Genomic DNA, 16,151 nt, shown 5'->3' with positions numbered 1-16,151 from the left:
GAAGTATGTCCAGACCACAATGCCCGCGCTGCCTGCGCCCACAAACCCATTGCCTGTGCCCGCTGATCCCCAGCCTCGACAGCCGCACGCGGGTGTTGCTGTTGCAGCATCCGAGCGAGGTCAATCATGCGTTGAACACCGCGCGATTGGCGGCGCTGGGGTTGAGCAATGCCGAGTTGATTGTGGGTGAGGTGTTTGAGGATTTGCCGACGTTGCTGAATCAGCCGGGGTATCGGGCGCGGTTGTTGTTTCCCGCCGATGATGCGCAGCCGATGCAGGCTTACGCCGAGTCGGATGAGCCGTTGTTGCTGGTGGTGCCTGATGGAACGTGGCGTAAAGCGCGCAAGATGCTGCACCTCAATTCACTGCTGGCGGCGTTGCCACGGATGACGCTGGCCGAGGGCGGGGTGTCGCGCTATCGGTTGCGCAAGGCCCCGGGGCCTGGGGCGTTATCGACGGTTGAGGCGATTGTGCAGGCATTGCAAACGCTGGAGTCACCGGTTTCGTTTGAGCCGTTGCTCAAGCCGTTTGAAGCGTTGATCGAGGGGCAGATTGCGGCGATGGGGGAGGAGACCTTTCAGCGTAATCATGGCGATAGATGATCGTTCCCACGCTCTGCGTGGGAATGCATCCAGTGACGCTCTGCGTCACAGTCGCAGAGGGACGCGGAGCGTCCCGGGCGGCATTCCCACGCGGAGCGTGGGAACGATCATTCGCTACCGCTCGCGCATCGCCTCGGTTCTGGCCTTCAGCACCGGTTTCAGCAAGTAATCCAGCACACTCTTCTCGCCGGTAATGATGTCCACCGTCGCAACCATTCCCGGAATAATCAGCAACGGCTTCACATCCCCGCCCAAATGGTTTTTATCGGTGCGCACCTGAATCAGGTAAAAGCTGTTGCCCTTGTCATCGGTAATCGTGTCCGCGCCGATCAACTCAAGCTTGGCGCTCAGCCCGCCGTAAATCGTGTAGTCATAAGCACTGAACTTGACCATCGCCTTCTGCCCCGGATGCAGAAACGCGACATCCTGCGGGCGCACTTTGGCTTCGATCAGCAGGTTGTCCTCCAGCGGCACGATTTCAACCATGTCGCTGCCCGGCTGCACCACGCCGCCGATGGTGTTGACCTTCAATTGCTTGATCACGCCGTGCACCGGTGAAGTCACGGTGGTGCGGGTGACCCGGTCGTCGATGGCGATGCTGGTCGCGGTGATTTTTGACAGGTCGGTGCGCTTCTCATTCAACTCTTTCGCGGCTTCGGAGCGGAAGGTTTGTTCGGATTCGTCGATCTTGCTGCGGATCTCGGCAATCGCCGATTCGGCGCGGGGAATGGCGAGTGTGGTGGCGTTCAGCGAGCCACGGATCTCCACGGCGCTGCGCTTCAATCGCAAGATTTCCACCGGCGACACCGCACCGGTTTTCACCAGCGGTTCGGACATGTTCATCTCTTGCTGCAGCAACGCCAGACTGGAACTGAACTGGCCCTGCTTGGAACGAAATTCCGCCAGTTCCTGGGTTTTCTGCCGCAGTTGTTCGCTGAGGGTTCGTTGTTCGCTGGCCAGTCGGCGCTGGCGTTGGTCATACAAAGAGCGCTCGTCTTCAGCGACTTGCGGCGCTTTGGCGACCACTTCATCGGAGAGCTTGAACGGCCGGCCTTCCGCTTCGGCCGACAGTCTTTCGACCTGCGCCGTCAGCGCATAACGATCGGCCTCGCTCTCGCCTTTGTTCGAACGGAAACGCGTGTCATCCAGACGCAGCAGGGTGTCGCCCTTGTTCACCATTTGCCCTTCACGCACGAAGATCTCGGTAACGATGCCGCCCTCAAGGTTCTGGATCACCTGAATCTTGCTCGACGGAATCGCCTTGCCTTCGCCCATGGTCACTTCTTCGAGCACGGCGAATTTGGCCCAGACCACCGCACTGATCAGCAGCCCCGCCGCCAGCCACACGGTGATCCGCGACCAGCGCGGCGAATCCTGCAACGCCGCCCCGGCGGTTTCCGGCATGAACTCGGCTTCGGCACTTTTGCCGAAACTGTCGAAGTAGCCGCGAGATTTGCTATCTGAAGATGCCGACATGGGGCGATACCCCTCAATTAAGAAACATCAAACTGGATGACCCATTAGTGGCCAGGGGCGCGTATCTGTAACCAGAGAACTCCCTTTGGCCTGAGAATTTCCCAGTGGCCACAGAAAATTCCTGTGGCCAAAAAGGTTTCCTGTGGCGAGGGGATTTATCCCCGTTGGGTTGCGCAGCAACCCCAAAAATCTTGTGGGCGCTGCGCACCCAAACGGGGATAAATCCCCTCGCCACAGGTTTTGTGTAAGGCACAGGTTCTGTGCAATGCAGGGCACTTTTTTGTGTAAGCCATAAATTATGGTTAAGCATCTACACCGCCGCAGAGCCGACGCGGCCCTTGCGCAGTGCTTCGATGACTGCTTCTTTCGGGCCGTCGGCGACGATCCGGCCGTTGTCGAGTACCAGCAGCCGATCCACCAGGCTCAGCATCGAGGTGCGGTGAGTGACCAGCAGCAGGGTTTTGCCTTGCACCCAGCCATGAAGTTTCTGGCGCAGGATGTCTTCGCTGCTGTTGTCCATGGCGCTGGTGGGTTCGTCGAGGAGCATGATCGGCGGGTCGAGCAACAGCGAACGCGCGAGTAATACCGCTTGGCGTTGGCCGCCGGAAAGCAATTGCCCGCGCTCACCGACCGGCCGATCAAAACCTTGCGGATGCTGGCGAGCGAGTTCGGTGACGCCGGTCAGCTCAGCCACTTCAAGCATCCGCGAATCGCTGACGTAGCGTGCGCCGAGGGTGAGGTTATCGCGCAGGCTGCCGGCCAGCAGCGGCAGGTCGTGGGCGACATAGCCGATTTGCTGGCGCAGATCCGCGACATCCAGTTGCCGCAGGTCGAGACCGTCGAGCAGCAACTGGCCTTCTTCTGGCTCATAGAAACCCATGACCAATCGCGCCAAGGTGCTTTTACCCGAGCCACTGCGACCGATAATGCCAACCCGTTCGCCGGCTTTGAGACTGAAACTGATGTTGCTCAGGGCCGGCGCATTCTGGCCGTTGTAGTGAAAGGTCACGCCGTTGACGTCCAGCGCACCTTGCAGTTGCGTGCGTTCCAGCGGCCGCTGTTTGCCGTCGCGTTCCTGCGGCAACGACATCAATGCGTCGGTGCTTTTCATGGTCAATTGCGCTTGCTGATAACGGGTGATCAGCCCGGCGATCTGCCCCAGCGGCGCGAGTACGCGGCTGCCGAGCATGTAGCTGGCGACCAGCGCACCAACGCTGAGGTTGCCGGCGATGATGCTGTAAACCCCGGCGACAATCGTCGCCATCCCCGAGAACTGCTGAATGAACAATGTGCCGTTGGTTGCCAGCGCCGAGAGATTGCGCGCATGGCTGTCGAGGCGGGTGAGGGCGCCGTGGGTGCTTTCCCATTTGTGCTGGCGCTCGCTTTCGGCGCTGCAGGCCTTGAGGGTTTCCAGGCCACCGAGGGTTTCGATCAGCACGGCCTGGCGTTCGGCGCCGAGGCTCAGGCTTTTCTGCACGGTGTCACGCAGGCGCACCTGAATCGCCAAGGCGAAGATGATCGTGATCGGAAACGCCAACATCGGAATCACCACCAGCCAGCCGCCGAGCAGACCGATCACTACCAGCATCAGCACGACGAAGGGCAGGTCGATCAGGCTGGTCAACGTCACCGCCGTGAGGAATTCACGCAGGCCCTGAAAGTCATGAATGCTCTGCGCAAACCCGCCAATGGTCGCTGGCCGTGCCTTCATCGACATGCCGGTGATGCGTTCAAATAAAGTCGCGGAAAGGATCACATCGGTTTTCTTGCCGGCGGTGTCGAGCAAGTGCGCACGCACCACCCGCAGCACCAGTTCGAAACCGGTGCCGATCAACAGGCCGATCGACAACACCCACAAGGTCGACGTCGCTTGGTTTGGCACCACGCGGTCGTAGGTCTGCATGACGAACAGCGGCACCATCAGGCCCAACAGGTTGATCAGGAAACTGGCGAGAATCGCGTCGCCGTATAGCCATTTCGACAGCTTCAGGGTGTCGCGAAACCAGGCATGCACGCGCGGCACCAGCGGTGAGCGCAGGTCTTCGAGTTCGTGCCGCGGCCGGGCGAACAAGGCCTGGCCGCTGTAGTGTTCGGTGAGTTCTTCACGGCTGACCCATTGCTCGCCGCCATCGGCTTCGCTGGGCAGAATCAGCGCTTTGCCGTCATCGCCGAAGCGCCGCAACACGGCGGTGCGGCCGTCGTTGAGTAACAACAGAATCGGCAGGTTCAGCGGTGAGATGTCTTTCAGTTCACGGCGCAACATCCGCGCCTGCAACCCTGCACGAGCAGCAGCGCGGGGTAGCAAATCGAGGCTCAAACGTTGTTTGTTCAGCGGCAGCCCGGCACTCAGGCTGGCGCGACTGACCGTCGCGCCATGCAGTTTGCAGAGAATCAACAGACCGTCGAGTAACGGATCATCGAAGCTCAGCCGCGGATCGACCCCAGAGTTGCCGGGTTCCATGCTGGTCATATTGATCGCTCCTTTGAACTGGCTCGGACACCCACATCAACCCTGCTGCGTGATCGTTCCCACGCTCTGCGTGGGAATGAAGCCCGTGACGCTCCGCGTCACTGGACGCAGAGCGTCCCTAGAGGCATTCCCACGCAGAGCGTGGGAACGATCATGCAGCCTTCGGCAGCTCCTACAGAGGGGTTATTTCAGCTCTGGGAGGCGGGCTTCGTTTTTCACTTCGCTGGAGGCGATCGCATCGGCGGGCAGCACCACCCGTTGTTTGCTCAGCAACTGGCCCATGTTCGCCAGCACGCGGTACATCGAATATTCCTCGGTGTAGCGAATTTCGGTGTAACGACGGTTGGCGTTGTAGAGCTCGTTTTCACTGTCGAGCAAGTCAAGCAGGGTACGTTGGCCGAGGCCGAACTGATCCTGATACGCGGCGCGTACACGCTTGGTGGTTTCCGCGTATTCGCGGGCGGTCGGGGTCTGTTTCTTCGCGTTGAGCATGGCGTTCCAGGCCAGGTGAATGTTCTCGTTGAGCTGACGCAGGGCGTTGTTGCGGATGTCCATTGCCTGGTTGATCTGGTGCGCATCGGAGGCCAGTCGCGCCTTGTCGCTGCCGCCACGGAACAGGTTGTAGTTCATGATCACGCCGACACGCCATTCGTTGTCGTGACCTTCATCGCCCTGCACGTTGTTGTTCGCGCCGACTGCCGCTTCTGCGTCGAAACGTGGGTAGAACGGCGACTTGGCGACTTCGTATTGGCTCTCGGCCGATTGCACGTCGGCCTGCGCCGATTTCAGGTACGGGTTGTTTTCGACCATGCTCTGCTGGGCTTCCGGCAGGGTGGTCGGCAACTCGCCACGGGTCGTGGCCGGGGCTTCCAGTTCATCAGGCATGCGCCCGACGACGCTGAAGAAGTTCGACTCGGCATCCGCCAGATCCACTTCAGCGGTGTCGAGGTTGTTTTGCGCCAGCGCTTTACGCGCCACCGATTGATCGGAGTCGGCGGTGCTGCCGATGCCGCGCTCGGTGCGCAGGCCGATCTGATCGTTGACGCGCAAGTGCGCTTGCAGGTTATTCGTGGCCAAAGTCACCAGTTCGCGGCGCTTGAGCACTTCGAGGTAGACCTCGATGGTGCGCAGGGCCAGATCCTGAGCGGTGCCTTGCGCGTAGTAGGCGCGCGAATTGGACACGCCTTTGGTGCGCTCAACCTCGTTGGCGGTGTTGAAACCGTCGAACAGCATTTGCCGCAAGCGCAGCTCGGATTGGGTGTAGTTGAGAATTCGTGTGTCGTGGTTACCGAAGGCGCGGGTGTTGGTGTTGTCGCTGTAGCCACGGCCATACGCGGCGTTCAAATCGACGGACGGATAGAAACCGCCCTTGGCGACTTTGATCTGTTCATCAGCCGACAGGCGTGCGTCCACGCGCGAAGCGAGTTCCGGGTGGGTGGCAATGGTGCTTTGGATCGCCTCGGTGAGGTTCATGGCCTGGGCTTGGGATGTGCAAGCCATGGCCAGCAAAACCGCGCTGCAGAGGGGGGTTAAAACGCGCATGGGTGCATCTCCCTGAGTCCTGATGGTGTGTTACTGTCGCCAAAAATTTGACGATATTTTTAGTGGAAAGCGTTTCACTCTTGTAACAACAGAGCTAAGAACATAATGAAGCGTAGCTAAGAAAAAATTTTCATAAGGCTTATTCCGAAAAAAACTTATGCGGTTTGTAAAATCCGGCACATTGTTCAGCTCGAAAGCCTTTGTTTTATGCGCGCTAGGGAGCGCAGAAAGGCTTGAGGAAAGTTCCATTCACTTTGCGACATACGGCGAAGTACTGCTGAAGGGGAGGGACGCGTAGCGACTGGGGAGCGACAGATTTTTGTCACTCGAGTGATTCACCAGCGTTACGTAGCGCTCGTGGGAATGCTGCATTGATCAGGGTTTTCAAGTGCTTGATAGCACTGATGTTTCCTGAACGGCGCAACCTGCGAACGAACTGTCGAAGGCGCGAGCGTCGCCACGGCAACCCGATTGAGCCATGGGCTACTTCGTTAACCAGTGCCGACAGTGGTCGGCAGCGGAGGAATTCACATGGCAACGCTCATCGGTACCGTCACTAAAGTCATTGGTCAGGTTTTCGCACAGGCAGCGGACGGCACAAAACGCGCGCTGGTCGAAGGCGATCGGCTGTTTGCCGGCGATCAATTGATCACCGGAGCCGAAGGCGCCGTCGCCGTTCATCTGCAAAATGGCAAAGAGCTAACCCTTGGGCGCGGCAGCAGCATGACCCTGTCCGGGCAACTGCTCGCCGATCAGGCCGCGCACGTGAACGCGGCCGAGGCGGTGACGCCGAGCGAAGCGCAACTGACCGACGTTGAGCAAATCCAGAAAGCCATCGCCGCCGGTGATGACCCCTCGAAAACCGCTGAAGCCACTGCCGCCGGGCCAAACGCTCCGGGTGGCGCGCCAGGTGAAGCGGGCGGTGGTCACAGTTTTGTCTTGCTGACGGAAGTCGGCGGGCGGGTTGATCCGATCATCGGTTTCCCCACCGCCGGGTTCGGCGGCATTCCTGAATTCCCTGAAGAACGCCACAACGTGGTGATCGACAACGGCGACGACACACCAGTGATCGTGCCGCCACCGGTCAACAACCTGGTGACCCTCAACGGCCTGTCCGTGCCGGGTGGCGAGCTGAATCTCAACGAAGCCAATCTGCCCGACGGCTCGGCCGCCAATCCGGCAGCGCTGACCCAAAGTGGCAGCTTCACCGTTAACGCGCCGGACGGTTTGACCAGCCTCAGCGTCGGCGGCATCAGCCTGGTCAGCGGCGGTGTGGCGGTCGGTTTCCCGCAGTCGATCACCACGCAATTGGGCAACACCCTGACCATCACCGGCTACAACGCAAGCACCGGTGTCGTCACCTACAGCTATACCCTCAACGGCAGCGACACCCACGCGGCGGGCGACGGCGCGAACAACCTCAGTGAACAATTCACCGTGGTTGCCGGCGACAGCAATGGCGACACCGCGACTGGTACGCTCGACGTCAACATCACCGATGACGTACCGCGCGCGGTGGATGACAGCAACGCCTCAACCGCTTCGGAAACCTTGCTGACGCTGACCGGCAACGTGCTGACCAACGATGTGCAAGGCGCTGACCGCGTGGCCACTGGCCCGGTGACGCCCGGTACGTTCACCGGCACTTACGGCACCCTGGTGCTGAACGCCAACGGCACTTACACCTACACGCTGAATACCAGCGATGCCGATTTCAAAGCGCTGCACGGCGGTGGCAACGGCACCGAAACCTTCGCCTATACCCTCACCGATTCGGACGGCGATAGCAGCACCGCGAATCTGGTTTTGCAGATCCACAACAACGACGACCCGGTGACCCTCGGCGGTTTGAATATTGCGGGCGGCGAGCTGACGGTTTTCGAGAAAAGCCTGGCCTTGGGCAGTTCACCTGATTCGGCAGCGCTGACGCAAAGTGGCAGCTTCACGGTGACGGCACTCGATGGTGTCACCACGCTGACCGTCGGCGGTATTGCTGTGGTCACCAACGGTGTCGCGGCTGGTTTTCCGCAATCGGTGACGACGCCGCTGGGCAGCACGTTGACCATTACCGGGTTCAACGCGGCGACAGGCGTGGTCAGTTACAGCTACACCCTGGTCGATAACGAAGCGCATCCGAACGCCAATGGCGCGAACACTCTGCCAGAGCAATTCGCTGTCACCGTCGTCGACGACAACGGCACCACTGGCAATGCCACGCTCGATGTGAACATCATCGACGACCTGCCAAAAGCGGTGGATGACAGCAACACTGGCACCGCCTCGGAGACCAATCTCAGCCTCACCGGCACCGTGCTGACCAACGATGTGCAGGGTGCCGACCGTGTGGTCATCGGCGAGAATGCCGGCCCGATCACAGCGGGTACTTTTGCGGGGACTTACGGGACTTTGGTGCTGAACGCCAACGGCACTTACACCTACACGCTGAACACCAGCGATGCGGATTTCAAAGCGCTGCACGGTGGCGGTAACGGCACTGAAAACTTCACCTACACCATCACCGATTCCGATGGCGATACCAGCACCGCGAACCTCGTCTTGCAGATCCACAACAACGACGACCCGGTGATCATCAACGGCCTCAACGTGAATGGCGGCGAACTCACCGTTTACGAGAAAAACCTCAGCGACGGCAGCGCACCAGATTCCACCCAACTGACCCAAAGTGGCACGTTCAACATCACCGCACTCGACGGCGTGACCACGCTGACCGTTGGCGGTATTGCCGTCGTCACCAACGGCGTAGCCGCAGGTTTCCCGCAATCAATCACCACGCCTCTGGGCAGCACGCTCACGATCACCGGTTTCAACGAAACCACCGGCGTCGTCAGTTACAGCTACACCCTGGTCGATAACGAAGCGCATCCGAACGCCAATGGCGCGAACACTCTGCCAGAGCAATTCGCCGTCACCGTCGTCGACGATAACGGCACCACAGCCAACGCGACCCTCGATGTGAATATCGTCGATGACTTGCCAAAAGGCGTGGATGACTCGAACGCAGGTACCGCCTCGGAAACCAATCTGTCGCTCACTGGCAACGTGCTGACCAACGATGTGCAGGGCGCCGACCGTGTGGTCATTGGCGAGAATGCCGGGCCGATCACTGCCGGCACGTTTGCGGGGACTTACGGGACTTTGGTGCTCAACGCCAACGGCACGTACACCTACACCCTCAACACCACCGATGCTGATTTCAAAGCGTTGCACGGCGGCGGTGATGGCACCGAAACCTTCACCTACACCATCACCGATTCCGATGGCGATACCAGCACCGCGAACCTCGTCTTGCAGATCCACAACAACGACGATCCGGTGATCATCAACGGCCTCAACGTGAATGGCGGCGAACTCACCGTTTACGAGAAAAACCTCAGCGACGGCAGCGCACCAGATTCCGGTGCATTGACGCAAAGCGGCACCTTCAACATCACTGCGCTGGACGGCGTGACCACGTTGACGGTTGGCGGCATCGCCGTCGTCACCAACGGCGTGGCCGCAGGTTTCCCGCAATCAATCACCACGCCATTGGGCAGCACGCTCACGATCACCGGTTTCAATGAAACCACCGGCGTCGTCAGCTACAGCTACACCCTGGTCGATAACGAAGCGCACCCAACCGCTAACGGCGCGAATACGCTGCCAGAACAGTTCGCCGTCACCGTCGTCGATGACAACGGCACCACCGCCAACGCGACCCTCGATGTGAATATCGTCGATGACTTGCCAAAAGGCGTGGATGACTCGAACGCAGGTACCGCCTCGGAAACCAATCTGTCGCTCACTGGCAACGTGTTGATCAACGATGTGCAGGGCGCTGACCGCGTGGCCACTGGCGAAAATGCCGGGCCGATTACCGCCGGGACGTTTGCCGGGACTTACGGGACTTTGGTGCTCAACGCCAACGGCACTTACACCTACACGCTGAACACCACCGACGCCGATTTCAAAGCGCTGCACGGTGGCGGCAACGGGACAGAAACCTTCACCTACACCATCACCGATTCCGACGGCGATACCAGCACCGCAAACCTCGTCTTGCAGATCCACAACAACGACGATCCGGTGATCATCAACGGTCTCAACGTCAACGGTGGCGAACTCACCGTTTACGAGAAAAACCTCAGCGACGGCAGTGCACCAGACTCCGGTGCACTGACCCAAAGCGGCACGTTCAACATCACCGCACTCGATGGCGTAACCACCCTGACCGTGGGCGGCATCGCCGTGGTCACCAACGGCGTGGCCGCAGGCTTCCCGCAATCAATCACCACCCCGTTGGGCAGCACACTGACCATCACCGGTTTCAACGAAACCACCGGCGTCGTCAGCTACAGCTACACCCTGGTCGATAACGAAGCGCACGCAACCGCTAACGGCGCAAACAATCTGCCAGAGCAGTTCGCCGTCACCGTTGTCGACGACAACGGCACCACCGCCAATGCAACCCTCGACGTCAACATCGTCGACGACCTGCCTAAAGCGCTGGACGACAGCAATACAACCACGGCGTCGGAAAGCCAACTGACGCTGACCGGCAACGTCCTGACCAACGATGTGCAGGGCGCCGACCGTGTCGCCAGCGGGCCGGTTACCGCCGGTACGTTCACCGGCACTTACGGCACCTTGGTGCTCAATGCCAACGGCACGTACACCTACACCCTCGACACCACCGATGCCGACTTCAAAAATCTGCACGGCGGCGGCAACGGTACCGAGAATTTCACCTACACCATCACCGACTCCGACGGCGATACCAGCACCGCGAACCTGGTGCTGAACATCCATAACAATGACGACCCGGTGGTGCTCAACGGCCTCGACGTCAATGGCGGCGAACTGACGGTCTACGAGAAAAATCTCGGTGACGGCACCGACCCCAATACCCCGGCGCTGACCCAGAGCGGCACCTTCACCGTCACTGCCCTCGACGGTCTGCAAACCCTGACCGTCGGCGGCATCAACGTGGTGACCGGTGGCGTCGCCGCAGGTTTCCCCCAATCGATCACCACGCCGTTGGGCAGCACGCTGACCATCACCGGTTACAACGAAACCACCGGCGTCGTCAGCTACAGCTACACCTTGGTCGATAACGAAACCCACCCGAATGCCAACGGCGCCAACAGCATCACCGAGAACTTCAACGTGGTGGCGACGGACACCGATGGCAGCACCGCCAACGGCCAGATCAACGTCAACATCGTCGATGATTTGCCGAGCGCCCACCCTGATGCCGCGTCGGTGGCAGAGGGCGGAACCGTCAGTGGCAATGTGCTCGACAACGATATCGGCGGCGCCGATGGCCCGGCGGCGACCGGCGCGGTGGTTGGCGTGCGTGCCGGCGCCGACACGTCGACCTCGGCCCTCGGTGGCCTGAACAGCAACATCAACGGCACCTACGGCTATCTGACTCTGGATGCCAATGGCAACGCCGTCTACCACAGCAATCCCAATGCGGTGAACGGCCCGGGCGCGGTGGATGTATTCACCTACACCGTACGCGATTCCGACGGTGATGAAAGCACCACAACCATCACCATCGACGTCGCCAACAGCAAACTGTATGCGACCAGCGACACCGATGTGACCGTGTTCGAGAAAGCACTCGACCTGACCAAGGACGGCGCGGATCTGGCCCCCGGTACGGTCACCGGCAGCGACCCGAGCAACACCGGCGAAACCGCGTCCGGCACCCTGGTCGGCTCGGTCACTGGCGCGGTCGGCGCGATCAGCTATGCATTGGTCGGCAGTGCCACCGGCAACTACGGACAGATCGTCCTCAACCCCAACGGCACCTACACCTACACCCTGACATCGCCGGCGACCACCACGCCGCATGCCGACGACGGCGCCAACATCCTGACCGAAAGTTTTACCTATCAGGCCACCGATTCGCTGGGCAATATCGTCACCAGCACCATCGTCGTCAGCATCGTCGACGACGTGCCACATGCAGTGAACGACAGCAACGCCAACAGCGCTTCGGAAAGCCTGTTGACCCTCACCGGCAACGTGCTGACCAACGATGTGCAAGGCGCCGACGTGGTCGCGAGCGGGCCGATTACCCCCGGCACCTTCACCGGCACCTACGGCAAACTGGTGCTCAACGCCGACGGCTCGTACACCTACACGCTGGACACCAGCGATGCTGACTTCAAAAATCTGCACGGCGGTGGCAACGGCACCGAGACGTTCACCTACACCCTGACCGATGCCGATGGCGACGTCAGCACCGCCAATCTGGTGCTGAACATCCATAACAATGACGATCCGGTGGTGCTCAACGGCCTCGACGTCAACGGCGGCGAACTCACCGTTTACGAGAAAAACCTCAGCGACGGCACCAGCCCGAATACTCCGGCCCTGACCCAGAGCGGCACCTTCACCGTGACCGCCCTCGACGGCCTGCAAACCCTGACGGTCGGCGGCATTGCCGTGGTGACCAACGGTGTCGCCGCCGGCTTCCCGCAATCGGTGGTTTCGCCGCTGGGCAGCACCTTCACCATCACCAATTACAACCCGACCACCGGTGTCGTGAGTTACAGCTACACCCTGGTCGACAACGAAACACACCCGAACGCCAACGGTGCCAACAGCCTCACCGAGAACTTCAACGTGGTGGCGACGGACACCGACGGCAGCACTGCCAACGGCCAGATCAACGTCAACATCATCGATGACCTGCCGACCGCCAAAGCCGACACCGGCTCGGTGGCCGAGGGCGGTACCGTCAACATCAGCGTGCTGGGCAATGACGTCACCGGCGCCGATGGCGCAGCAACAGGCGGGGCGGTGGTCGGCGTGCGCGCCGGCAGCAACACCGGCACCTCGGCCATCGGCGGGCTCAACAGCAACATCAACGGCAACTTCGGTTACCTGACCCTCGATGCTGCGGGCAACGCTGTTTATCACAGCAACCCGAACTCGGTGAGCCCTGCGGGCGCGACCGACACTTTCACCTACACCATCCGCGACAGCGACGGCGATGAAAGCACCACGACCATCACCATCAACGTCGCCGACAGCAAACTGATTGCCTCGGTCGATCAGGACGTCACGGTCTACGAAAAAGCCCTCGACCTGACCAAGGACGGCCAGGATCTGGCCGCCGGCACGGTCACCGGCAGCGACCCAACCAACACCGGTGAAACCGCGACGGGCACGCTGGTCGGCGCGGTCACCGGCGGCAGCGGCGCGCTGACCTACACCTTGGTCGGCAGCGCCACTGGCAGCTACGGGCAGATCCAGCTGAATGCCGACGGCACCTACACCTACACGCTGACTTCGGCGCCGAAAACCTCGCCGAACGCCAACGACGGGGCGAACAGCCTCAGCGAAAGTTTCACCTACAAAGCCACTGACGCACTGGGCAACAGCACCACCAGCACCATCGTCGTCAACATCGTCGATGACGTGCCAAAAGCCGTGGCTTCCGATCGTTCGGTGGCAGCGGTGGAGATCGATTCCAACCTGCTGATCGTCCTCGACATCTCCGGCAGTATGGCCGACGCCTCCGGCGTGCCCGGCCTGTCGCGACTGGCGCTGGCCAAGCAGGCGATCAGTGCCTTGCTCGACAAATACGACGATCTCGGCGACGTGAAGGTGCAACTGGTGACCTTCAGCAGCAGCGCTACCGATCGCACCTCGGTGTGGGTCGATATCGCCACTGCCAAGACGATACTGGCGGGTTTGACCGCGGGCGGCGGCACCAACTACGACGCCGCCGTGGCGACCATGCAGACTGCGTTCAACACCTCGGGCAAACTCACCGGCGCGCAGAATGTTGGCTACTTCTTCTCCGACGGTAAACCGACCACTGGCCAGGAAATCGGCACGGCGGATGAAACCGCGCTGAAAGCCTTCCTCGACGCCAACAACATCCGTAACTACGCGATCGGTCTGGGCAGCGGCGTGAGCAACGCCAACCTCGATCCAGTGGCGTACGACGGCATCACCCACACCAACACCAACGCTGTAGTGGTGACAGATCTCAACCAACTCAACTCGGTGCTTTCGGGTACCGTGGTCGGCGCGCCGGTTACCGGTTCGTTGCTGGGCGAGGGCGGTACGTTCGGCGCGGATGGCGGCTTTATCAAAACCATCGTCGTCGACGGCACCACCTACACCTACGATCCGAAAGCCCTTAGCGGTCAGGGTTCGTTGACGGCGACGGTTGGCACCAACCACGGCACGTTCAACACCGTAAACAACTCGGTGAGCATCGCCACCAACAATGGCGGCACGCTGGTGGTCAACCTCGACACCGGCGACTACACCTACACTTCGCAGAAAACCACCGCCGTGGTGATTACCGAGAACATCGGCTTCACCGTCAGCGACAACGACGGCGACCTCGCCAGCTCGACACTGACCGTGAAAGTGATCCCCAATGCGCCGCCGGTGGCGGCGGACGATCACGTCATCACCAACGTGCTGTCGAGCAACGTCGTGGTGCCGGGCGAATTGCTGCTGGCCAACGACACCGATCCGAATGGCGATACGCTCAATGCCACGCCGACGACGTTCAATACCGGTTGGATCTCGAAAGCGGCGGACTTCACCGGCACCGGGGCGATCAACTTCACTGGCACCAACGCCAATACCGCGGCCAACCAGAACCTGGCTAACGTGCGCAATTCGTTCAGTGCCAACGCGGCAACCATGACCGCTGTGCTGGTGGTCAGCGGTTATCTCGGTGCGGTGACCAACAGCAACGCCAACGATGAAGACCGCATCACCGTCAATCTGCGTCAGGGTGAGACCCTTAATCTGGATCACAACCTGGCGGCCGGTCACGTCACCATGGAGTACTCGATCAACGGCGGCGCTTACACCACGCTGGCAGACGGGCAAACGCTGACGGCAGCCGCGAATGGGACTTATCAAATCCATATCACCAACATCAACGACACCACGGGCAGCGGCGGTAACTCAGCGGAAAACTACCAACTGACCATGACCCTCAACTACGCCGGGGCCCACGACATCACCCCGGACTTCAACGGCACCTACACCGCCAACGACAACCATGGCGGCAGCGACACTGCCAACGTCAGCATCAGCTATCAGGACGGCCACACCCTCACCGGAACCTCCGGTGATGACATCCTGGTCGCCGGCACCGGCAACAACATCATCAACGCCGGCGACGGCAACGATGTGCTTACCGCAGGCTCCGGCAACAATGAAATGCACGGCGGCGCCGGCAACGATTTGCTCTACAGCGGCCCGGGCAATGACCTTCTCGATGGCGGCACCGGCACGGACACGGCGAGCTATGCCCACGCCACCGCCGGCGTCACGGTCAACCTCGGCCTGCTCGGTGCGCAAAACACCCTCGGTGCCGGAACTGACACCCTGACGGGCATCGAAAACCTCGTCGGCTCGAACTTCAACGACACGTTGACCGGTGACAACAATAACAACGTGATCAATGGTGGGCTGGGCAACGACATCCTCAACGGTGGCGGCGGTGACGACTTGCTGATCGGCGGCCTGGGCAACAACACCCTGACCGGCGGAGCAGGGGCCGACACCTTCCAGTACCTCAAGGGCAACAGCGGCCACGACACCATCACCGACTTCACCCCCGGCACCGACAAGCTCGACCTGTCGCAACTGCTGCAAGGTGAAAACGGCACCACGGCGTCGCTCGATGACTACCTGCACTTCACCGTCACCGGCACGGGCGCGTCGGTGCTCACCAGCATCGACGTCAGCGCCATGGCCGGTGCCACGCCAAACCAGACCATCGACCTGGCCGGCGTCAACCTCGCCAGCCACTACGGTGTAACACCGGGGGCCGGCGGGATGATTGCCAGCGGGCACGACACGGCGACGATCATCACCGGCATGCTCAACGATCACTCGTTGAAGGTCGATACCGTCTGATCCGAGGCTGAAACGACAAAACCCGCGCTCCCGGTTGAAGGGGAGGGCGGGTTTTTTTGTGCCTGAGCATTCCCAATGGGCGTATCTCCGACAGACGGTAGCAATACCTGTAATTTCTGACAGTAGCCAAGCTCACGACGACGCCGTTAAAT

At 60.7% G+C, this 16,151-nt stretch carries 5 protein-coding genes; 2 read left to right on the top strand and 3 right to left on the bottom strand.

Features of this window, described 5'->3' with window-relative positions; all coding sequences use genetic code 11:
- Positions 1–5: 5 nt before the first annotated feature.
- Positions 6–602, top strand: a complete 597-nt coding sequence (locus KFS80_RS14775) for a tRNA-uridine aminocarboxypropyltransferase (protein ID WP_212545165.1) — start codon at positions 6–8, stop codon at positions 600–602.
- Positions 603–716: 114 nt separating this feature from the next.
- Here the strand turns inward: KFS80_RS14775 and KFS80_RS14770 are convergent, their stop codons facing one another.
- The 3 genes from KFS80_RS14770 to KFS80_RS14760 all read right to left on the bottom strand — a co-directional run bounded on the left by KFS80_RS14770 (position 717) and on the right by KFS80_RS14760 (position 6,090).
- Positions 717–2,078, bottom strand: a complete 1,362-nt coding sequence (locus tag KFS80_RS14770; RefSeq protein ID WP_053118210.1) for an HlyD family type I secretion periplasmic adaptor subunit — start codon at positions 2,076–2,078, stop codon at positions 717–719.
- Positions 2,079–2,388: 310 nt separating this feature from the next.
- The gene (locus KFS80_RS14765) at positions 2,389–4,548 is read right to left on the bottom strand and encodes a type I secretion system permease/ATPase (RefSeq protein WP_159814645.1); all 2,160 of its coding nucleotides are present in this window, start codon (positions 4,546–4,548) and stop codon (positions 2,389–2,391) included.
- A 183-nt stretch (positions 4,549–4,731) separates the two neighbouring features.
- On the bottom strand, positions 4,732–6,090 hold the full coding sequence (locus tag KFS80_RS14760) for a TolC family outer membrane protein (protein ID WP_159814644.1): 1,359 nt from the start codon (positions 6,088–6,090) through the stop codon (positions 4,732–4,734).
- A gap of 531 nt (positions 6,091–6,621) precedes the next feature.
- Between KFS80_RS14760 and KFS80_RS14755 the strand changes: the two genes are divergently transcribed.
- Positions 6,622–15,999, top strand: coding sequence for a retention module-containing protein (locus tag KFS80_RS14755; protein ID WP_212545164.1), 9,378 nt, complete (start codon positions 6,622–6,624; stop codon positions 15,997–15,999).
- Positions 16,000–16,151: the final 152 nt, after the last annotated feature.

It is taken from the genome of Pseudomonas rustica, from assembly GCF_018336155.1.
GTDB classification, from domain to species: Bacteria; Pseudomonadota; Gammaproteobacteria; order Pseudomonadales; family Pseudomonadaceae; genus Aquipseudomonas; species Aquipseudomonas rustica.
Note: the sequence above shows the minus strand (reverse complement) of the source record. Positions and strands in the feature narration are given on the sequence as shown.

Excerpts from the sequence above, each read along its gene's own strand:
- KFS80_RS14770 (WP_053118210.1), bottom strand. The coding sequence starts at position 2,078 with ATGTCGGCATCTTCAGATAGCAAATCTCGCGGCTACTTCGACAGTTTC.
- KFS80_RS14765 (WP_159814645.1), bottom strand. The coding sequence starts at position 4,548 with ATGACCAGCATGGAACCCGGCAACTCTGGGGTCGATCCGCGGCTGAGC.
- KFS80_RS14755 (WP_212545164.1), top strand. The coding sequence starts at position 6,622 with ATGGCAACGCTCATCGGTACCGTCACTAAAGTCATTGGTCAGGTTTTC.
- KFS80_RS14760 (WP_159814644.1), bottom strand. The coding sequence starts at position 6,090 with ATGCGCGTTTTAACCCCCCTCTGCAGCGCGGTTTTGCTGGCCATGGCT.
- KFS80_RS14775 (WP_212545165.1), top strand. The coding sequence starts at position 6 with ATGTCCAGACCACAATGCCCGCGCTGCCTGCGCCCACAAACCCATTGC.